Here is a 19216-nt window from a genome sequence, read left to right on the forward strand (position 1 = left end):
GTGTGCGAGACCACCCCCGGCCGGGTGAACGGGGAATTCACCCGGTACTTCCGCAAGGGGGAAAGTTGCGCAGACAAGTGAAAAGAGCGTGCGCGGCCACGGTCGCCACAGCGGCGGCCGTGGCCCTCGCGGCGGGCATGACCAGCCCGGCCGCGGCGGACGGGCAGCCGGCGGCCGGTGCCACCCAGGCAGCCACCGGCACGGCCAAGCACCGCATCACGCTGATCACCGGCGACCGGGTCGCCGTCGACGCCAAGGGGCGGGTCGTCGGCCTGGAGCGGGCCAAGGGACGCGAGCACATACCCGTGCAGATCCGCAGGGCCGGCGGACACACCCTCGTCGTCCCCGCCGACGCCGCCCGTCTGGTCGCCACCGGCAAGCTGGACCAGCGCCTCTTCGACATCACCGAACTGGGCAGGGCAACCACCCGCAAGGCCCAGAAGAACGGCCTGAAGGTCATCGTCGGCTACCAGGGCACCGCCAAGGCCACCAAGGCCGACGTCCGTGACGCGGGCACGCTCCGCCGCACCCTGAAGTCGCTCAACGCCGACGCCGTGCAGACCCCGCACGAGGACGCGCCCGAGCTGTGGGACGCCGTCACCAACGGCGAGAAGACGGCCTCCGGCATCGCGCACGTGTGGCTCGACGGTGTCCGCAAGGCCAGCCTCGACAAGTCCGTGCCGCAGATCGGCGTCCCCAAGGCGTGGGCGGCCGGCTACGACGGCAAGGGCGTCAAGATCGCCGTCCTGGACACCGGCGTCGACACCACCCACCCCGACCTGAAGAACCAGGTCGTCGCGTCCAAGAACTTCTCCGTCTCGCCCGACGCCTCCGACAAGTACGGCCACGGCACGCACGTCGCCTCCATCGCGGCGGGCACCGGCACCAAGGGCGGCGGCAAGTTCAAGGGCGTCGCACCGGGCGCCAAGCTGCTCAACGGCAAGGTCCTCAGCGACGACGGCTTCGGCGACGACTCCGGCATCCTCGCCGGCATGGAGTGGGCGGCCGAGCAGGGCGCCGACATCGTCAACCTCAGCCTCGGCGGCGGCGACACCCCGGAGATCGACCCGCTGGAGGCGCAGGTCAACAAGCTCTCCGAGCAGAAGGGCATCCTCTTCGCCATCGCCGCCGGCAACGAGGGCGAGTTCGGCGACCGGACCGTCGGCTCCCCGGGCAGCGCCGCCGCGGCCCTGACCGTCGGCGCGGTCGACGACAACGACAAGCTGGCCGAGTTCTCCAGCACCGGCCCCGGCCTCGACGGCGCCGTCAAGCCCGACGTCACCGCGCCCGGCGTCGACATCACCGCGGCCTCCGCGAAGGGCAGCATCATCGCCCAGGAGGTCGGCGAGAAGCCCGCCGGCTACGTCACCATCTCCGGCACGTCGATGGCCACCCCGCACGTCGCGGGCGCCGCCGCCATCCTCAAGCAGCAGCACCCGGACTGGACCTACGCCGAGCTGAAGGGCGCCCTCACCGGCTCCACCAAGGGCGGTAAGTACACGCCGTTCCAGCAGGGTTCGGGCCGCATCCAGGTCGACAAGGCCGTCAAGCAGACCGTGATCGCCGACCCGGTGTCGGTGAGCTTCGGCGTGCAGCAGTGGCCGCACACCGACGACAAGCCGGTCACCAAGCAGCTGACGTACCGCAACCTCGGCACCAAGGACGTCACGCTCACCCTCGCAGCGACCGCCACCGACCCCAAGGGCAAGGCGGCCCCGGCCGGCTTCTTCAAGCTGGGCGCCACCACGGTCACCGTCCCGGCGGGCGGCAAGGCGACCGTGCCCCTGACCGTGAACACCAAGCTGGGCGGCACGCTGGACGGCGCCTACTCGGCGTACGTCACGGCGACCGGCGGCGGTCAGTCCGTGCGTACGGCCGCCGCCGTGGAGCGCGAGGTCGAGTCGTACGACGTCACGCTGAAGGTCATCGGCCGCGACGGCAAGCCCGCCACGAACTACGCGACCGATCTGACCGGCATCTCGGGCCTCGGCAAGGAGCAGTGGCTCTCGCCGTACGACCCCGACGGCAACGTCACCGTCCGCGTGCCCAAGGGCGGTTACGTCCTCAACTCCTCGATCTACGTGGGGAAGGACCCGGAGAAGTACGAGGGCGCCGACTGGATCGCCCAGCCCCGGCTGAACGTCACCAAGAACACCACCGTCACCCTGGACGCGCGCACCGCCAAGCCCGTCAACATCACGGTGCCGGACAAGGCCGCCAAGCCGGAGTTCGCCTCCGCGGACTTCACCGTCGAGGCCGGTGACTCCAGCTACGGCTTCGGCTGGTGGCTGGACTCGTACGACAACTTCCGCACCCGGCACCTCGGCCCGCAGATCACCGACGGCTCGCTGAGCCAGCAGTGGGACGGGCACTGGTCCAAGGGCGCCAAGGAGCAGTACGACACCGTCGCCGGCGGCAAGGTCAAGCAGCTCGCCACCGGCTACACCCGCCACTACAAGGCGGGCGAACTGGCCACGCTCAAGGCCGGACTCGGCGCCTCCGCGAGCGGCAAGAAGGGCGCTGTCTCCGCCGTGGGCTGGCTGCCCGGCAGCAGCGGCGGCTCCTCGATCGGCATCCAGCAGACCCTGCCCGGCACGCGCACCCTGCACCTGTCCACCTCGGGCGGGGTGAACTGGGACATCGGGTTCGAGCAGTACGGCGGAGTCGACGCCGAGGGCTTCCCGGTCGTCGAGGCGGCCTACACGCAGGGCGCGTCGCAGCGGTACCAGGCGGGCAAGAGCTACTCGACGACCTTCAACACGGCCGTCTTCGGCCCGCGTCTCACCTCGGACTTCGGCCTCTTCCGCGACGGCAACGCCATCAGCGGCGTCGTCCCGCTGTTCGCCGACGGCAAGGGCCACGCGGGCTCCTCGCTCTTCACCTCGTCCGTCACGACCCTCTACCGCAACGGCACCAAGGTCGGCTCGAACGACGACCCGCTGTTCGGTGAGAAGGAGTTCACGGTCCCGTCCGGCGACGCCCAGTACCGGCTGACCACGTCGGTCAAGCGCTCCGTCAAGGTCGCGGCGGCCTCCACCCGGATCGACGCGAGCTGGACCTTCCGCTCCAAGAAGACCGCCGACCTGACCAAGCTGCCCGCCTCCACGGCCCGCTTCCTCGCGGCCACGGGCCAGGACAGCAGGGTCGCCGCCGGCAAGACGGCCACCGTCCCGGTCACCGTCGAGGGCGCGGCCGCGGGCAAGAACCTGAAGTCGCTGTCGGTGTACGTGTCGTACGACTACGGCAAGACCTGGAAGAAGGTCACCGTCAAGAACGGCAAGATCACCGTGAAGAACCCGGCGAAGGGGAAGGGCATCTCCTTCCACGCCAAGATCGACGACAAGAAGGGCAACAAGTCGACGATCTCGATCTACAACGCGTACTACGGCAAGTAGGCCGCACGAGCGAAGGGCCCGCCGGAGCATCGGCCTCCGGCGGGCCCCTCGCGTTCTCAGCCCGCCTTGACCTCGGTGTTCTGGCAGGCGTGCAGCAGCCAGGTTCCGTCGTCCTGCCTCGTCATGACGTAGAGCGGGGCGCCCTCCGTGTCCCCGTCCGGCGAGTGGTAGACCTGCCGGACCTTGACGGCCGCGACGTCGGGGCGCAGGAACTGCGTGTGCACGGCCTCGTAGGTGACCTCGCCGTCCCAGGTCGCCCCCGGCAGCACGGCCCGGGTGAACTCGGCGATCGCGTCGAGGCCGATGAGGACCTTGCCGTGGGCGGTCGTCCACAGGGCGTCGGGGTGGAAGAGCGTGAGGAATCCCTCGGCGTCCTTGGCGCGCTGGGTGCGCTCGACGGCGGCGACGACGTCCTCGATGGCCTTGATGTCTGCGGCTGTGGTGTCCATGCGGATCAGCCTGCGTCCTCAAGCATGGTCGAGGTCAAGGGCGGGCTTCGGTGGCGTCGCCGCCGGGCCGCGGGGCCAGCAGCCGCAGCCCGCCCGTCAGTTCGCGCAGGCACCGCACCACGAGCTCCGCCGGAGAGCCGGGCCCGGTGGTCTCCGCGTCCGTCGCCGCCCACGCCTCCAGCGCCACCCGGATCGCGTCGGTCGCCGCGGCGGCCACCAGCCGGGCCTCCAGCGGATCGGCGTCCGGCCCCGCCAGGCGGGTCACCACGGGCAGCAGCCGCTCCTCGGACTCCTGGTTCACCCGGTACCAGACCGCCCTCAGCGCCGGGTCGTCCTGGGCCGCCCGCAGCAGCCCCCGGGTCCAGCGCAGCCCCTCCTGCGCCACATCGCCCGGCGTCGACAGCGACGCGACCGCCGCCGCCTCCAGGGCCTCGGCCAGGCCGGCCCCGGGCCCCGTCTCGGCGAGCAGCGCGCGCCAGCGGTCGCCGCCGGTCGACAGCAGCGGCCCGACGGCGTCCTGCTTGCTGCGGAAGTACCGGTAGAAGGTGCGCAGCGCGACCCCGGCGCGGTCCGCGATCTCCTCGGCGGTCGTGCCGTCGGGCCCCCTCTCGGTGAACAGCTCGGCCGCGGCCCGGGCGATGTCGAGCTGCGTGGCGGCCTTGCGGCGCTCGGTCAAGGAGGTCGTGGCGGAGCGGGACGTCCGGGGCTGGTTCGTCCTGGGCTGGTTCATGCGGAAAGCGTACGTGCAGCAGCGTCAGGCGGGCACGGGATGCCGTTGTGGCAAAACGTGCCACTATGGCGTACGGTGGACACCGCGCGGCCTCCGGCCGCCGCACGACGCACACCCCAGGGAGACGACATGAACCGCTACGAAGGACGCCGGGCACTGGTCACCGGCGGCGGCTCGGGCATCGGCCAGGCCACCGTGCTGCGCATCCTGGCGGAGGGCGGCCGGGTGGTCGCCGCCGACGTGAGCGAAGCCGGACTGAAGGACACGTGGGCCCGGGCGGGCGCCGACGCCGAACGCCTGACCACGCTCGTCGTGGACATCTCCGACGAGGCGTCCGTCCGCGCGGCCGTCGCCTCCGCCCGCGCGTCCCTCGGCGGCCTGGACGTCCTGGTCAACGCGGCCGGCATCCTGCGCTCCTCGCACACCCACGAGACGTCCCTCGCGGACTTCACCAAGGTGATCGCGGTCAACCTGACCGGCACCTTCCTGATGATCCGCGAGGCGATACCGGCACTGCTGGAGGGCAACGCCCCTGCCGTGGTCAACTTCAGCTCCACGTCCGCGATGTTCGCCCACCCCTACATGGCGGCCTACGCGGCCAGCAAGGGCGGCATCCAGTCCATGACGCACGCCCTGGCCGCCGAGTACAGCAAGCAGGGCATCCGGTTCACCGCCGTGCAGCCCGGCTCGATCTCCTCCGGCATGACCGACGGCTCCGGGCAGAGCAAGCAGAGCCAGGGCCCCGGCCTGCCCGAGGACACCGACTGGAGCCTGTTCGCCAAGCTGTCGCCCGCGCTCGGGGAGGGCTTCGCCGGACCCGAGGCCGTGGCGGGCGTGGTCGCCATGCTCGCCTCGGAGGACGGCAAGTTCATCACCGGCACCGAGATCCGCATCGACGGCGGCACCCACTTCTGAACCCCGCGACGGGCCCCTGCGCGGCGGGTCCCGGCTCCGTGGGTCTCTGCGCCGTGGGTCCCTGGGCCGGCCGCAGGGTCCGGGCTCGGCGGGTCTCTGCGCGGCGGGTCCCCTGCGCCGCGGTCCCCGGGGTCGCGGCTCCTTGCGCCGCGGGTTCCGGGTTCGCGGGTCTCTGCGCGGCGGGTCCCCTGCGCCGCGGCCCCCGGCTTAGCGGGTCTCTGCGCCGAGGGCCCTGCGCTGCGGCCCCCGGCTTCGCGGCCCCCCTATGCCGCCCCCGCCCGCTCCGCCAGGAACTCCTCCCATGTCCGCTTCCCCGTCTCGGCACCCTCCAGGGTCAGGTTCGCGCCGGCCCGGTAGGCGCGTCCCGCCTTGCCGGGGATGCGCACCGGCAGGGCCGGGCGGCGGCGCCGGCCGTGGAGTTCGAGGTACGGCGCGACGAGCTCCCGGATGCCGTACAGCTTCGGACCCGTCATGTCCGGGACCAGCCCCGACGGCCGGGACAGCGCCAGCTCCACCAGTCGGGCGGCGACCTCCCGGGAGTCGACCGGCTGGAGGCGCAGGCCGCCCGGAACCGGCAGCACCGGGAGCCGGGTCATCTTCTCGGCCATGGTCAGCGCCAGCTCGTGGAACTGGGCCGCCCGCAGGGTCGTCCACGGGATGCCGGAGTCGGCGACCGCCCGCTCCGACTCCAGCTTCGTCCGCAGCCAGGCCAGCGGGACGCGGTCCGCGCCGACCACCGAGATGTAGAGCAGGTGCCGCACGTCCGCGCGCGTGGCGGCGCCCACCAGGGCGCGGGTCGCCACGTCGTCGCCCTTGGGCCCGCCCGCCAGGTGCAGCACGGTGTGCGCGCCCTCGACGGCGGCCTCGACGCCCTCACCGCGCAGCAGGTCACCGGTGACGTACTCGACGCCGTCGGCGGCGGGGCGGGCCCGCCGGGTGAGGATCCGCACCTCGTGGCCGGCCGCCCGCAGCAGCGGGACGACGTGGCCGCCCAGGGTGCCCGTGCCGCCGGTGACCAGGATCGGGGCGGAGGTTGAGGTCATGACTGCTCCCGGAGGTCTTGGCGCCCGGGCGGGCAGGTGTCCGACCTGCCCGCCCGGGCGTCCGCCGTGTGTTTCTACGGCGGTATGACCCGGGGCGCCTCGGCCGTGTGACAGGAACGGGGAGAAAATTTCCCGGCCCGGGCCGGAGAACCCCCGCCCCGGTCAGATCGTCGCCGTGTCGATCACGAAGCGGTACCGGACGTCGCTGGCCAGGACCCGCTCGTACGCCTCGTTGACCTCGGCCGCGGCGATCAGCTCGATCTCGGCGCCGATGCCGTGCCCGGCGCAGAAGTCCAGCATCTCCTGGGTCTCGGCGATGCCGCCGATCATCGAGCCGGCGAGCGTCTTGTTGCCGCCGATCAGCGAGAACAGGTTGAGCGAGACCGGCTCCTCGGGGGCGCCGACGTTCACCAGGGCGCCGCCGGTCTTCAGCAGGCCCAGGTACGCGCCGAAGTCGAGCGGGGCCGACACCGTGGAGAGGATCAGGTCGAAGGTGCCCGCCAGCTCCTCGAAGGTCTTCGGGTCGCTGGTGGCGTAGTAGTGGTCCGCGCCCAGCTTCAGCCCGTCCTCCTTCTTGCGCAGGGACTGCGACAGGACCGTCACCTCGGCGCCGAGCGCGTGCGCGATCTTGACGCCCATGTGGCCGAGGCCGCCCAGACCGATGACGGCGACCTTCTTGCCCGGCCCGGCGCCCCAGTGCTTGAGCGGCGAGTAGGTGGTGATGCCCGCGCACAGCAGCGGCGCGGCGACGTCCAGGGACAGGCCGTCGGGGATGCGGACGACGTACTTCTCGTCGACGACGATCTTCTGGGAGTACCCGCCGTAGGTGGGCTCGCCGTCCTTGCCGACGGCGTTGTACGTGCCGACCATGCCGGAGCCGGTGCAGAACTGCTCCCGGCCGGCCCTGCAGTTCTCGCAGTCGCCGCAGGAGTCGACCATGCAGCCGACGCCCACCCGGTCGCCGACGGCGAACCTGGTGACGCCGGGGCCGACCTCGGAGACGATGCCCGCGATCTCGTGACCGGGGACCATCGGGAAGATGGCCTCGCCCCAGCCCTCGCGGGCCTGGTGGATGTCGGAGTGGCAGATGCCGGCGAACTTGATGTCGATCAGGACGTCGAACTCGCCCACGGCTCGCCGCTCGATGGTGGTGCGCTCCAGCGGAGCCTTGGCGGCGGGTGCGGCGTACGCGGCGACAGTGGTCATTCCGGGTTCTCCGGGATTCTCTAGCAGGATCTGTGGTGCGCCTCCAGCCTGCCTTCGCGGCAGGCTGCCACCCAGACCACCGTTCTGCCTACGTCCAGCGTGCGTACCACTGGCAGGGACAGGCTCCCGGTCGTACGACCAGGAATAATTGAGGTCATGGATGGACAGCTGGACCGGCGAGCCGAGCTGAGCGAGTTCCTGCGCACCCGGCGGGCCCGGCTGAAGCCGCAGGACGTGGGGCTGCCGGCGTACGGGCGGCACCGCCGGGTGCCGGGACTGCGCCGGGAGGAACTGGCGCAGCTGGCCGGCATGTCCGTGGCGTACTACACACGCCTTGAGCAGGGCAACGGGCGGAACGTGTCGGCGGAGGTCCTCGACGCGATCGCCCGCGCGCTGCGGCTGTCCGACGCCGAGCACGCCCACCTGATGCACCTGGCGAAGCCGACGCGGACGAGGAAGAGGTCGGCGCCGCGGCCGCAGCAGGTCCGGGTGGCGCTCCTGCAGCTGCTGGAGTCGATCGAGACGGTCCCGGCGTACGTCGCCGGCCGGCGCACGGACATCCTCGCCTGGAACCGGACGGCCGCGGCCCTCTTCGGGGACTGGGGCCGGCTGCCGGCGCAGGAACGGAACTGGGCGCGGCTGGTCTTCCTCGACCCGCAGTCCCGGGAGCTGTTCGTCGACTGGGACCAGAAGGCGTCCGACATCGTCAGCTTCCTGCGCATGGACGCGGGCCGCCACCCGGACGACCCGCAGCTGTCCGCACTGGTCGGCGAGCTGTCCGTGAAGAGCGAGGAGTTCCGCCGCCTGTGGGCCACGCACGACGTCAAGGAGAAGACGTACGGCGTCAAGCGCATGCGGCACCCGCTGGTCGGTGACCTGACCCTGTCGTTCGAGACGTTCCGCATGGTCGACGACGAGGACCAGTCACTCATCACGTACCACGCCGAGCCGGGCTCTCCGTCCGCCGAGGCCCTCCGCCTCCTGGCGAGCTGGGGCACCGACGCACCGACCCGGCAACCCGCGGCCTGACACCCGGCCCCACTCGTCCGCGCAGCGCCGTCCGTCAGGTGCAGACCTTGCCGGCGGCCGGGAGCCTGCCCTGTGTCAGGTAGTGGTCCACGGCGCTGTCGACGCAGGTGCTGCCGCGCTGGTAGGCGCCGTGCCCGTCGCCGTCGTAGGTGAGCAGGCGGCCGGAGGAGAGCTGGCGGACGAGCGACTCGGCCCAGTGGTACGGCGTGTCGGGATCGCGAGTCGTGCCGACGACCAGGATCGGAGGGGCACCCGGCGCCGTGACGGCCCGCGCGGGCTGGGTCGCCGGGACGGGCCAGTGGGTGCACTGCCCCAGACCGGTCGCGTCGGACGCGCCGAACAGGGGCGAGGTGCGCAGGAACTGCGGCAGCGCCGCCTCGGCCTCCGCGGAGGTGAACCGCGAGTCGAAGGGAGAGCTCAGGCAGCCGATGGCGTAGAAGGCGTCGGCGGCATTGCTGAGCGGGCTCTCCGAGGCGCCGAGGAGTTGCTGCAGCGCGGTGGTGTCCCCGTCCGGCACTCCCCGGAGCGCGGCGCGCAGCAGCTCCCAGTCGGCGGAGCGCAGCGCCTTCCTGATCGCGTTGACGAGGTCGTACCCCGTGACGGCGATGTCCTTGCCCTGCCGGAGGGGCGTATCGTCCAGGGAGCCCAGAAGCGTGTCCAGTTCGCGGTCGATCTCCGTGACGGAGTGCCCCAGGGGGCAGTCGGCGCGGGCGGCGCAGTCGGCGGCGAAGGACTCCCAGGCCAGCTGATAGCCCGCCGTGGTCTCCAGGAGGTTCTCGTACCCGTCGAGGGTGGGGTCGACGACCCCGTCCAGCACCATCCGGCCCACCCGGGTCGGGAAGAGATCGGCGTAGGTCGCGCCCAGGTAGGTGCCGTACGAGACGCCGACGTAGTGCAAGGAGTCATCGCCCAGGAGCGCTCGGAGCACGTCCATGTCCCGGGCCGCGTCCAGGGTGCCGACGTGGGGAAGCAGCTGCCCGGCGTTCCGTGCGCACGCGTCGGCGCGCTGCTCGAACTCCGCGTCGAGGGCGTCGAACGCCGCCGAGTAGGCCGACTTGCGGCGGCCGGCCTCCAAGGGGGGCGTGAGGGCGTCGATCTTGCAGTCCACGGGGGAGCTGTACCGCACGCCGCGAGGGTCCATGGCGACCAGGTCGTACGAGGCGCGCACGGACGGGGAGAAGAGGTCGGCGCCGCCCCCCACCAGGGCATCGATCGCGGAGAGTCCGGGTCCGCCGGGATTGACCACCAGTGAGCCGATCCGTGCGCCGTCGCCGGTGGCCTCCTTCCGCGCGACCGCCAGGAGGAGGTCGCCCGCATCCGGATGGGCGTAGTCCAGCGGCACCGTCACTTCGGAGCACTGGAACGAAGGGTCGGGGCAGGGCCACCACACGAGCTCCTGCTGGTAGTAGCGCCGCAGTCCCGGCGGGACGGCCGCGTCGGCCGCGGTGCCGTCCGCCCCGGCCGGCCGCGTCACGGCGGGGGCGGCTTGGGGCCAGGCGGCGTACGGAGCGGTCAGCAGCAGCCCGCAGGCACCCAGCAGTGCCGCCCTGCGCCACAGCCTCCGCCTGCGTATTCGGTCACCGTCGGGGATGGGGTCGGTCTCTCGTGCAGTGGTCATCGCCAAGCCTCCCTCGTGCGCCCAGGCGATCCGGGGCCGCCGGATGGGGTACGACGGTCCCGAGCGGACTCGCCGGCCACTTCCATCCGGTCTGTGATCAGAACATCACAGACCGTGTCCAATGGGTGACTTGACTGGGCCGAACGCGTGAACCGCGTCGAGTGCGCGTGTGGGAAGCCTGATCAGGGGAAAGAAGACCGGATTGCGCCGGCGCCGGCACCGGCTCCGCATACGAAGCGGGGCCACCCGAAGCCGTTCGGGTGGCCCCGCTCGGGGAGGCTCGGAACCGTCAGCCCTCGGCCGCCGCCACGCCGACCGGGCACGAGACGCCCGTACCGCCGATGCCGCAGTAGCCCGCCGGGTTCTTGTCCAGGTACTGCTGGTGGTACGCCTCCGCCGGATAGAACGGGCGGTCCTGTGCCGGCAGGATCTCCGTGGTGATCGTGCCGTGGCCCGAGGCCGTCAGGACCTTCTGGTAGGCGGCGCGGGACGTCTCGGCCGCGGCCGCCTGTTCGGGGGTGTGGGTGTAGATCGCCGAGCGGTACTGGGTGCCCACGTCGTTGCCCTGGCGGAAGCCCTGCGTGGGGTCGTGGGACTCCCAGAAGGTCTTCAGGAGCTTCTCGTACGAGATGAGCTCCGGGTCGTAGACCACGCGGACGACCTCCGTGTGGCCGGTCAGGCCCGAGCAGACCTCCTCGTAGGTGGGGTTCTCGGTGTAGCCGCCCTGGTAGCCGGCCAGGGTCGTCCAGACGCCTGCCGGGAGCTGCCAGAACTTGCGCTCGGCGCCCCAGAAGCAGCCCAGCCCGAAGTCGGCGGTCTCCAGGCCCTCGGGGTAGGGGCCGAGGAGCGGGTTGCCGAGGACGGTGTGGCGGTCGGGGACCGTGAACGCCGGTTCCGGGCGGCCGCGCAGGGCCTGCTCGGGGGTGGGCAGCTGCGGCGTCCGGTTGTACAGGAACATGCGGTCTCCAATCCACGGGTGCGATGACAACGCCGGCGGCCGGGCCGGCATTCCGGTCGGGCCGCGTCCGGGCTCTCAGCGCGGCAGGGTCGCCGGGCTGCCGCCGTTCGCCTCGTAGCCCGCCACCGCCAGGGCGCGGTAGACCGCGAACTCCGCCGCCGGGTCGGCGGACAGGGTCCAGGGGAGGGCGCCCACGTGGCCGTCGACCTCTATCAGCTGGTTCATGGCCTCCGCCCAGCGCTCGCCGCGCACCAGGAAGAAGACCAGCAGATGGCGGACGTGCGCCTGCATCGGGTCGTCGGGACGGGCCGAGTGGACCGCGTGCAGGGCGCCGTGGATCGCCTTCGTCACGACCTCGCTCTGGTAGAAGCCGCTGACCAGGTTGACCTCGGGCAGGTGCTCGAAGACCGCGAAGAGCGGCATCGCGGCCAGCAGCGAGCCCTGGGGGGCGCGGGCCGCCGCCGCCTCCGCGAAGGAGTAGGCCAGCTCACGCGAGCCGTGCCACTTCTCGCACCAGTAGTGCAGGGCCGCCAGGTGCGCGCCCATGTGGTTCGGGGCGCGGTCGAGGATCTTCAGCCACAGCTGCTCGAAGTCCTCGCGCGAGTAGCCGAGACCGCGGGCCACCGACAGCTCGATGATGTACGGGACCGGGTCACCGGGGGCCAGCAGCGCCGCCTCGCCGCACACCGCCTTCGCCTCCTCCATGATGATCCGGAACTCGTCCGTGCCGGGCGTCGCCGTCCGCCACGCCTGCTGCACCAGGAACTCCGCGTGCACCGCCGCGCCGCCCGCGTCCTTCGGGGCCTCGGCCCGCCACACCCGCAGCCACTGCCCGCCCGGCGCCTCGCTCACGCCGCCGGGCCGCTGCCGCAGCTCCAGCGACGCGGCGCCCGCGAAGGCCTGCACCCGCTGCCAGCGCGGCTCGCCCTCCGCCGGAGTACCGGCCAGGAGCTGCTGCGCCGCGCGGTAGTCCTGGGTGCGCTGCACCACGTCCAGGACGTCGAGCAGGTCCTGGTCGGGGCCGGGCATGCGGATGTCCAGCTCCTCCTCGCGGGCGAAGCCGTAATTGGCGGGGTCCGCCGCGTCCGGATGGCCGGGCGGCACCAGGCCGATCGCGCCGCGCCGGCGCCGCAGGACGGGGATCAGCACGAAGCCGAGCATGACCAGTGCCATCAGGACCCAGAGAATCTCCATGCCTCAAGCGAACCAGACTGCGGCGACAATTGGCCAACCTGCGCCGCACCCCTGTGGAAAACCCGCGAAGGCCCCGGCGGCACTACCCTCGGTGCCCATGAGCGACAGGCACATCAGTCAGCACTTCGAGACGCTCGCGATTCACGCGGGCAACACCGCCGACCCCCTGACGGGCGCGGTCGTCCCGCCGATCTACCAGGTGTCGACCTACAAGCAGGACGGCGTCGGCGGACTGCGCGGCGGCTACGAGTACAGCCGCAGCGCGAATCCCACCCGCACCGCGCTGGAGGAGAACCTGGCCGCCCTGGAGGGCGGCCGCCGCGGCCTCGCGTTCGCGTCGGGACTGGCGGCCGAGGACTGCCTGTTGCGCACCCTGCTGCGCCCCGGCGACCACGTGGTCATCCCGAACGACGCCTACGGCGGCACCTTCCGGCTGTTCGCCAAGGTCGCCACCCGGTGGGGCGTGGAGTGGTCCGTGGCCGACACGAGCGACCCCGCCGCCGTACGGGCCGCCCTCACCCCGAAGACCAGGGCCGTGTGGGTGGAGACGCCCTCCAACCCGCTGCTCGGCATCACCGACATCGCCGCCGTCGCCCAGGTCGCCCGGGACGCCGGGGCCCGGCTCGTCGTCGACAACACCTTCGCCACCCCCTACCTCCAGCAGCCGCTGGCGCTCGGCGCGGACGTCGTCGTGCACTCCCTGACCAAGTACATGGGCGGCCACTCGGACGTCGTGGGCGGCGCGCTGATCGTGAACGACCAGGAGCTGGGCGAGGAGCTGGCGTTCCACCAGAACGCGATGGGCGCGGTCGCCGGGCCCTTCGACTCCTGGCTGGTGCTGCGCGGCACCAAGACGCTCGCGGTGCGCATGGACCGGCACAGCGAGAACGCGACGAAGGTCGCCGAGATGCTCACCCGGCACGCGCGCGTGACCGGCGTGCTGTACCCGGGGCTGCCCGAGCACCCGGGGCACGAGGTCGCCGCCAAGCAGATGAAGGCGTTCGGCGGCATGGTGTCCTTCCGCGTCGAGGGCGGCGAGGAGGCGGCCGTCGAGGTCTGCAACCGCGCGAAGGTCTTCACGCTCGGCGAGTCCCTGGGCGGTGTCGAGTCGCTGATCGAGCACCCCGGCCGGATGACGCACGCCTCGGCGGCCGGCTCGGCCCTGGAGGTGCCCGCCGACCTGGTGCGCCTGTCGGTCGGCATCGAGAACGTCGACGACCTCCTGGAGGACCTCCAGCAGGCGCTCGGCTAGCGGCCGGGGCTCACCAGCCCTCCCAGCCCGTCACGGGTGGGGTCGTCTCCGACGGCGGCTCCACCCAGGGCCGGGCGGTCACCGCCCACACCGTGAACGCCACCACCGCGGCGCACAGCAGCAGCCACATCAGCCGGCGGGCCGCGGTCCTGCGCCGCAGCAGACGCGAGCCGCGGCGCACGGCGTCCGCGTGGATCTCGGGCGGCACCCGCGGCGGCGACTGCTCCATGATCCGCCGCACGGCCGCCTCCCGCTCGGGCCGGTTCACCGCCGCCTCCCGGTGCTCCACGCGCGCGTGCCCCTCATGAGGCCGCCGCCTCGGCCTGCGCCACCGGCCGGGCCGGTCTGCCCGGCGGGTGCAGCAGCGTCGCCGTCGCCCGGTCGCAGATCGTCCGGACGCGTTCCGCGGGCAGGCCCAGCAGGGCCGCCGTCTGTTCCTCGGCGACCCCCTCGTAGAGCCGGAGCACGAGGACCAGACGCTCCTGCGGGGTGAGTACGCCCAGGGTGCCGGCGGGCTGTCTGCGGGCCCGGCCGAAGCCGCCGTGGCGGTGCCAGGCCTCGCGTGCGAACCGGGTGGCGAGGTACTGGCGCGCCCGGTCGTACGGGTCCTCGCCGCGCAGCCGGTCCCAGCAGGCGTAGGTGTGGGCGAGGGACAGGGCCAGCAGGCGCCGCGCGCGCGGATTGTCGTCCCGCGGCTCGGCCGTGAGCAGTGTGGCGGCGTGCAGCAGCCGCCCTGCCGCGCCCGCGACGAACGCCTCGAACTCCCGGGCCCGGCGGGCACCCTGGGACGCATGCCGTTCTCGCACCGCGCCTCCCGCCTCTGCGGCCCCTGTGAGGAGGACCCCGCCACTGAGGAGGACCCCGCCGCGGGCGGGACCGCGTCCGCGCGCACCGGGGGTCCGGTCTCATATCAGGCCAGGGGTGACCCGCCGGTCAAGAGCCGGGCGGCATCGGTCCCGTAAACGTGGTTCAGGAGGCCGGTGCCGGCTCCGTGCCCGGCGCGCCGGATGCGGCCATACGGGCGGACAGGGCGCTGTTGAAGCGCGTGAGGAGCGTGCAGAACGCCTCGCGCTCCTCCGGCGCCCAGTCGTGGGTCAGCTGGGCCATGAGCTCGCGGCGGGAGGAGCGCACCTCGTCCAGCCGCGACAGCCCGCGCGGGGACAGCTGGAGCACCACGGCGCGTCCGTCCTCGGGGTGCGAGGTGCGCTTGACGAGTCCGCTGTCGACGAGCGGGGCCACCTGCCGGGTGACGGTCGAGGAGTCGATCCCCATGCTCGCGGCCAGGGCTTTCACACCCATCGGGCCCTCTTTGTCGAGGCGGTTGAGCAGCAGGTACGCGGCACGGTCCATGGAGTTGCGCACCTGAGCGACCCCGCCGAGCCGGGTCTGTTCGGCACGGCGGGCGAACACCGCCACCTCGTGCTGGAGCGCGTCGAGAAGACCGGTGTCACCGGCGGTCGTCATGTCCATCGACATTTCAGGTGTTGTGGGCATGGCCGGGGGCTCACTTCGTGGAGGGCTGCTGGTTGGGGGACAGGGTACGCGGCCGGGGGACGAGGCGTACCGGCGCTGCGCAAAGCCGGTCTCGGAGGTTGGTCACAACGGCCGACGGCTGCCGTGAACTGCGATGCTGGAGTCATGAGCTACAGCACGGCCGACTCCGTGTGGCCGGTCACCCTCGACGACGTGCGCGGAGCCCAGAAGATGCTCTCGGGCGTGGCACGCGTGACGGCGATGGAGGGCAGCAGGCACCTGTCCCGCCTGGTCGGCGCGCCGGTCCACCTCAAGTGCGAGAACCTCCAGCGGACGGGTTCGTTCAAGCTGCGCGGCGCCTACGTCCGTATCGCCGGGCTGCTGCCGGAGGAGCGGGCCGCCGGGGTGGTCGCCGCGAGCGCCGGCAACCACGCGCAGGGCGTGGCCCTGGCGTCGTCGCTGCTCGGCGTGCGCTCGACGGTGTTCATGCCGAAGGGCGCGCCGCTGCCGAAGGTCAGCGCCACCCGGGAGTACGGCGCCGAGGTGCGGCTGCACGGCCAGGTGGTGGACGAGACGCTGGCGGCCGCGCAGGAGTACGCGGAGCGGACGGGCGCGGTGTTCATCCACCCCTTCGACCACCCCGACATCATCGCGGGACAGGGCACCGTCGGCCTGGAGATCCTGGAGCAGTGCCCCGAGGTGCGCACCGTCGTGATCGGCGTCGGCGGCGGCGGGCTGATCGCCGGGACGGCGGTCGCGGTGAAGGCGCTCCGGCCGGACGTACGGGTCGTGGGGGTGCAGGCGGAGGGCGCCGCGGCGTATCCGCCGTCGCTGGCGGCGGGGCGTCCGGTGTCGGTTGACCACCCGGTGACGATGGCCGACGGCATCAAGGTGGGGCGGCCCGGTGACGTGCCGTTCGGGATCGTCGGCGAACTGGTGGACGAGGTCCGCACGGTCACCGAGGACGAGCTGGCCACCGCGCTGCTGCTGTGTCTGGAGCGGGCCAAGCTGGTCGTGGAGCCGGCCGGGGCCAGCCCGGTGGCGGCGCTGCTGAGCGAGCCCGGTGCCTTCGAGGGCCCGGTGGTGGCGGTGCTGTCCGGCGGCAACGTGGACCCGGTGCTGATGCAGGGCGTGCTGCGGCACGGCATGGCCGCGCAGGGCCGCTACCTGGCGGTCCGGCTGCGGCTGACGGACCGTCCCGGCGCCCTCGCCACCCTCCTGGGGGTGCTGTCCGGGGTCGACGCCAACGTCCTCGACGTCAGCCACGTACGGACCGACCCGCGGCTCGGGCTCACGGAGGCGGAGGTCGAGCTGCACCTGGAGACGAAGGGCCCGGAGCACTGCACGGAGGTCGGCCGCGCCCTGCGCGAGGCGGGTTACACGGTCATGGTCTGACGCGGGCCGCACGGTCGTGGACCGGACGAAGCCCTCGTGGACAGGACGAAGCCCCCCGCGTCACCAGGACGCCGGGGGGCTCGTCGACGACATGTCGGCCGGGCGGACCGGCCGGGGCCGGCGGGTCAGCCGTTGTAGGGCTCGGCCTTGAGGATCTTCACGGAGGCCGTCTTGCCGTTGGGCAGCTCGTACTCCGCGTCCTCGCCGACCTTGTGGCCGATGACGCCCGCGCCCAGGGGGGACTGCGGGGAGTAGGTCTCGATGTCCGCGCTCGCGTACTCGCGCGAGGCGAGCAGGAAGGTCAGCGTGTCGTCCTCGTCGCCGTCGAAGGCGATCGTGACGACCATGCCGGGCGCGACCGCACCGTCCGCCGCCGGGGGCTCACCCACCTTGGCGCTCTCGAGGAGCTGGGTCAGCTGGCGCACCCGGAGCTCCTGCTTGCCCTGCTCCTCCTTCGCCGCGTGGTACCCGCCGTTCTCGCGCAGGTCCCCCTCCTCGCGTGCCGCCGCGATCTTGGCAGAGATCTCGGTGCGCGCGGGACCAGTAAGGTACTCAAGCTCCTCCTTGAGCTTGTTGTACGCCTCCTGGGTCAGCCAGGTGACGTTCTCGCTGGTCTGGGTCACAGGTGCTCCTCGTCGGTACTGGGAATACAAAGCAACGCCCTACCCAGAAGAATGTTCCTTCACGGAAGGGCGAAACCACGAGCCTAACAATTCGATGGGCACAGGGGGAGGACATATCGCCTCCGCACCCACATCAACGCAGGTCGGCGCCGGGGGATTCCCGGCGGCCTCAGTCCGCGTGGCAGCCGAGGAGTTCGGCCGTCGTGCCCGGGGCCTTGGTACGGAGAGTGACGACCTTGTCGATGCGCGTGTCGTCGCCGTCGAAGCGGAAGTCGGCCCGGCCCACCTCGCCGCCGTCCTCCGCCTGGGAGCGCAGCGTGCAGTAGCCGGCCGCGTCGGCGTCCTTGCGGACCTCCAGGTGCACCTGCACCGAGTCCTCGGCGAGCTCGAAGCCGATGACCTCGGCGCTGATCTTGTTCTGGCCGACGTAGTGGTAGCCGAAGTAGCCGATCAGCACCACCAGGAGGGCGCCGAGGACACCGCCGACGATCTTGAGGGTGCGGTCGGCCCGTTCGTCGGAGGAGCGGCCGTACCGGCTCTCCGGCAGTCGCGTGGTCGACGTGCTCATGATCGTCCTCTCGGCGGGAGCGGTGCGGATGTCCCGAACGGGGCCCCGGAGCCCGGCCCCGGAATTATTCGCCTCCCGATTCGGTCACTATAGAAGCCGCCGATTGCGCCGACGCACACAGGGCGCCGACTGACCGAGGATTGAGTCTTGACTGACCAGCTGCGACTGATGGCCGTTCACGCCCACCCCGACGACGAGTCGAGCAAGGGCGCGGCCACCATGGCGAAGTACGTGTCCGAGGGGGTGGACGTGCTGGTGGTGACCTGCACGGGCGGGGAGCGCGGCTCCATCCTCAACCCCAAGCTGCAGGGCGACGCATACATCGAGGAGAACATCCACGAGGTGCGCCGCAAGGAGATGGACGAGGCCCGGGAGATCCTGGGCGTCAAGCAGGAGTGGCTCGGCTTCGTCGACTCCGGGCTGCCCGAGGGCGACCCGCTGCCGCCGCTGCCGGAGGGCTGCTTCGCCCTCGAGGACGTCGACAAGGCGGCCGGTGAGCTGGTGCGCAAGATCCGCGCCTTCCGTCCCCAGGTGATCACCACCTACGACGAGAACGGCGGCTACCCGCACCCCGACCACATCATGACCCACAAGATCACGATGGTGGCGTTCGAGGGCGCGGCGGACACCGAGAAGTACCCGGAGTCGGAGTACGGCCCGGCGTACCAGCCGCTGAAGGTGTACTACAACCAGGGCTTCAACCGCCCCCGCACCGAGGCCCTGCACCGGGCGATGCTCGACCGTGGCCTGGAGTCGCCGTACGGGGACTGGCTCAAGCGCTGGGACGAGTTCGAGCGCAAGGAGCGCACGCTCACCACGCACGTGCCGTGCGCCGACTTCTTCGAGGTCCGCGACCGGGCCCTGATCGCGCACGCCACGCAGATCGACCCCGAGGGCGGCTGGTTCCGGGTGCCGATGGAGCTCCAGAAGGAGGTCTGGCCCACCGAGGAGTACGAGCTCGCGAAGTCCCTCGTCGACACCTCCCTCCCCGAGGACGACCTCTTCGCGGGCATCCGGGACAATGCCTGACATGAGCGCAAGCGCAAGCCTGGCAATGACGCACCTCGTCACTCTCGCCGAACTGGACGAGGACAAGGTCACCCCCGGCGTCCTCGGCTTCATCGTCTTCGCGGTGATGGCCCTGGCGGTCTGGGGTCTGATGAAGTCCATGAACCGGCACATGGGCAAGGTCGACTTCACCGAGGCCCCCGACCCGGAGTCGGAGGCCTCCGGCAAGTCCGACAGGGCCTCCGGCCGGGTCGAGCCCCAGCAGGGCTGAGGGCCCCGCCCGACGCGGGACCGGAGCGCCCTGCGTGGGGCCGGAGCGCCCGGCGCGCACGTCGCGTGGGTGTGTGCGTCACGGTGTCC

19 protein-coding genes are annotated in these 19216 nt (G+C 72.1%); 7 read left to right on the forward strand and 12 right to left on the reverse strand.

Annotated features, from left to right (window positions below):
• Positions 1-77: 77 nt before the first annotated feature.
• On the forward strand, positions 78-3395 hold the full coding sequence (locus H0H10_RS18655; RefSeq protein WP_188182158.1) for a S8 family peptidase: 3318 nt from the start codon (positions 78-80) through the stop codon (positions 3393-3395).
• A gap of 56 nt (positions 3396-3451) precedes the next feature.
• Here the strand turns inward: H0H10_RS18655 and H0H10_RS18660 are convergent, their stop codons facing one another.
• Positions 3452-3844, reverse strand: coding sequence for an SgcJ/EcaC family oxidoreductase (locus H0H10_RS18660; RefSeq protein WP_188182138.1), 393 nt, complete (start codon positions 3842-3844; stop codon positions 3452-3454).
• A gap of 34 nt (positions 3845-3878) precedes the next feature.
• Positions 3879-4574 (reverse strand): TetR/AcrR family transcriptional regulator, encoded by a 696-nt coding sequence (locus H0H10_RS18665; RefSeq protein ID WP_188182139.1) that lies wholly within the window; start codon positions 4572-4574, stop codon positions 3879-3881.
• Between the two features lie 129 nt (positions 4575-4703).
• Here H0H10_RS18665 and H0H10_RS18670 point away from each other — a divergent pair, with 129 nt between their 5' ends.
• Entirely contained in the window at positions 4704-5489 is a 786-nt protein-coding gene (locus H0H10_RS18670) for an SDR family NAD(P)-dependent oxidoreductase (RefSeq protein WP_188182140.1), read from the forward strand.
• 263 nt (positions 5490-5752) lie between these two features.
• On the opposite strand, the gene H0H10_RS18675 is transcribed toward H0H10_RS18670, so the two are convergent.
• Positions 5753-6532 carry an SDR family oxidoreductase gene (locus H0H10_RS18675; RefSeq protein WP_188182141.1) on the reverse strand — a complete coding sequence of 260 codons (780 nt, stop codon included), beginning with the start codon at positions 6530-6532 and terminating at the stop codon, positions 5753-5755.
• A 162-nt stretch (positions 6533-6694) separates the two neighbouring features.
• Complete coding sequence (locus tag H0H10_RS18680) at positions 6695-7738, reverse strand: NAD(P)-dependent alcohol dehydrogenase (RefSeq protein ID WP_188182142.1); 1044 nt, start codon at positions 7736-7738, stop codon at positions 6695-6697.
• Positions 7739-7894: 156 nt separating this feature from the next.
• On the opposite strand from H0H10_RS18680, the gene H0H10_RS18685 reads away from it, so the two are divergent.
• Positions 7895-8767, forward strand: coding sequence for a helix-turn-helix domain-containing protein (locus H0H10_RS18685; RefSeq protein ID WP_188182143.1), 873 nt, complete (start codon positions 7895-7897; stop codon positions 8765-8767).
• A gap of 34 nt (positions 8768-8801) precedes the next feature.
• Here H0H10_RS18685 and H0H10_RS18690 read toward each other — a convergent pair whose 3' ends face one another.
• From H0H10_RS18690 to H0H10_RS18700, 3 genes are all read right to left on the reverse strand, one after another.
• The gene (locus tag H0H10_RS18690) at positions 8802-10385 is read right to left on the reverse strand and encodes an alpha/beta hydrolase (protein WP_188182144.1); all 1584 of its coding nucleotides are present in this window, start codon (positions 10383-10385) and stop codon (positions 8802-8804) included.
• A 289-nt stretch (positions 10386-10674) separates the two neighbouring features.
• Positions 10675-11343 (reverse strand): peptide-methionine (S)-S-oxide reductase MsrA, encoded by a 669-nt coding sequence (msrA, locus tag H0H10_RS18695; protein WP_188182145.1) that lies wholly within the window; start codon positions 11341-11343, stop codon positions 10675-10677.
• A 75-nt stretch (positions 11344-11418) separates the two neighbouring features.
• Positions 11419-12537 (reverse strand): hypothetical protein, encoded by a 1119-nt coding sequence (locus H0H10_RS18700; RefSeq protein ID WP_188182146.1) that lies wholly within the window; start codon positions 12535-12537, stop codon positions 11419-11421.
• A 97-nt stretch (positions 12538-12634) separates the two neighbouring features.
• Between H0H10_RS18700 and H0H10_RS18705 the strand changes: the two genes are divergently transcribed.
• Positions 12635-13789, forward strand: a complete 1155-nt coding sequence (locus tag H0H10_RS18705; protein WP_188182147.1) for a cystathionine gamma-synthase — start codon at positions 12635-12637, stop codon at positions 13787-13789.
• A 10-nt stretch (positions 13790-13799) separates the two neighbouring features.
• On the opposite strand, the gene H0H10_RS18710 is transcribed toward H0H10_RS18705, so the two are convergent.
• The 3 genes from H0H10_RS18710 to H0H10_RS18720 form a co-directional block, all read right to left on the reverse strand.
• Positions 13800-14057 (reverse strand): hypothetical protein, encoded by a 258-nt coding sequence (locus tag H0H10_RS18710; RefSeq protein WP_188182159.1) that lies wholly within the window; start codon positions 14055-14057, stop codon positions 13800-13802.
• Positions 14058-14091: 34 nt separating this feature from the next.
• Entirely contained in the window at positions 14092-14595 is a 504-nt protein-coding gene (locus H0H10_RS18715; protein WP_188182148.1) for a sigma factor-like helix-turn-helix DNA-binding protein, read from the reverse strand.
• A gap of 163 nt (positions 14596-14758) precedes the next feature.
• The gene (locus H0H10_RS18720) at positions 14759-15265 is read right to left on the reverse strand and encodes a MarR family winged helix-turn-helix transcriptional regulator (RefSeq protein ID WP_188182149.1); all 507 of its coding nucleotides are present in this window, start codon (positions 15263-15265) and stop codon (positions 14759-14761) included.
• Positions 15266-15427: 162 nt separating this feature from the next.
• Here H0H10_RS18720 and ilvA point away from each other — a divergent pair, with 162 nt between their 5' ends.
• Positions 15428-16657 (forward strand): threonine ammonia-lyase, encoded by a 1230-nt coding sequence (ilvA, locus tag H0H10_RS18725; RefSeq protein ID WP_188182150.1) that lies wholly within the window; start codon positions 15428-15430, stop codon positions 16655-16657.
• Between the two features lie 125 nt (positions 16658-16782).
• Here ilvA and greA read toward each other — a convergent pair whose 3' ends face one another.
• Both greA and H0H10_RS18735 read right to left on the reverse strand, forming a co-directional pair.
• Positions 16783-17280 (reverse strand): transcription elongation factor GreA, encoded by a 498-nt coding sequence (gene greA, locus H0H10_RS18730; protein ID WP_188182151.1) that lies wholly within the window; start codon positions 17278-17280, stop codon positions 16783-16785.
• A gap of 169 nt (positions 17281-17449) precedes the next feature.
• Positions 17450-17848, reverse strand: coding sequence for a DUF4307 domain-containing protein (locus H0H10_RS18735; protein ID WP_188182152.1), 399 nt, complete (start codon positions 17846-17848; stop codon positions 17450-17452).
• 147 nt (positions 17849-17995) lie between these two features.
• Here H0H10_RS18735 and mca point away from each other — a divergent pair, with 147 nt between their 5' ends.
• Both mca and H0H10_RS18745 read left to right on the forward strand, forming a co-directional pair.
• Positions 17996-18877, forward strand: coding sequence for a mycothiol conjugate amidase Mca (gene mca / locus H0H10_RS18740; protein ID WP_188182153.1), 882 nt, complete (start codon positions 17996-17998; stop codon positions 18875-18877).
• Positions 18870-19127, forward strand: coding sequence for a hypothetical protein (locus H0H10_RS18745; RefSeq protein WP_188182154.1), 258 nt, complete (start codon positions 18870-18872; stop codon positions 19125-19127). Before mca ends, H0H10_RS18745 begins: the two co-directional genes overlap by 8 nt.
• The last annotated feature ends 89 nt before the right edge of the window (positions 19128-19216 follow it).

Source organism: Streptomyces griseicoloratus (assembly GCF_014534645.1).
GTDB classification, from domain to species: Bacteria; Actinomycetota; Actinomycetes; order Streptomycetales; family Streptomycetaceae; genus Streptomyces; species Streptomyces griseicoloratus.

Excerpts from the sequence above, each read along its gene's own strand:
- H0H10_RS18675 (WP_188182141.1), bottom strand. The coding sequence starts at position 6,532 with ATGACCTCAACCTCCGCCCCGATCCTGGTCACCGGCGGCACGGGCACC.
- H0H10_RS18690 (WP_188182144.1), bottom strand. The coding sequence starts at position 10,385 with ATGACCACTGCACGAGAGACCGACCCCATCCCCGACGGTGACCGAATA.
- H0H10_RS18660 (WP_188182138.1), bottom strand. The coding sequence starts at position 3,844 with ATGGACACCACAGCCGCAGACATCAAGGCCATCGAGGACGTCGTCGCC.
- H0H10_RS18705 (WP_188182147.1), top strand. The coding sequence starts at position 12,635 with ATGAGCGACAGGCACATCAGTCAGCACTTCGAGACGCTCGCGATTCAC.
- H0H10_RS18745 (WP_188182154.1), top strand. The coding sequence starts at position 18,870 with ATGCCTGACATGAGCGCAAGCGCAAGCCTGGCAATGACGCACCTCGTC.
- msrA (WP_188182145.1), bottom strand. The coding sequence starts at position 11,343 with ATGTTCCTGTACAACCGGACGCCGCAGCTGCCCACCCCCGAGCAGGCC.
- H0H10_RS18680 (WP_188182142.1), bottom strand. The coding sequence starts at position 7,738 with ATGACCACTGTCGCCGCGTACGCCGCACCCGCCGCCAAGGCTCCGCTG.
- ilvA (WP_188182150.1), top strand. The coding sequence starts at position 15,428 with ATGAGCTACAGCACGGCCGACTCCGTGTGGCCGGTCACCCTCGACGAC.
- H0H10_RS18670 (WP_188182140.1), top strand. The coding sequence starts at position 4,704 with ATGAACCGCTACGAAGGACGCCGGGCACTGGTCACCGGCGGCGGCTCG.
- H0H10_RS18700 (WP_188182146.1), bottom strand. The coding sequence starts at position 12,537 with ATGGAGATTCTCTGGGTCCTGATGGCACTGGTCATGCTCGGCTTCGTG.
- H0H10_RS18665 (WP_188182139.1), bottom strand. The coding sequence starts at position 4,574 with ATGAACCAGCCCAGGACGAACCAGCCCCGGACGTCCCGCTCCGCCACG.
- H0H10_RS18720 (WP_188182149.1), bottom strand. The coding sequence starts at position 15,265 with ATGTCGATGGACATGACGACCGCCGGTGACACCGGTCTTCTCGACGCG.
- H0H10_RS18685 (WP_188182143.1), top strand. The coding sequence starts at position 7,895 with ATGGATGGACAGCTGGACCGGCGAGCCGAGCTGAGCGAGTTCCTGCGC.
- H0H10_RS18735 (WP_188182152.1), bottom strand. The coding sequence starts at position 17,848 with ATGAGCACGTCGACCACGCGACTGCCGGAGAGCCGGTACGGCCGCTCC.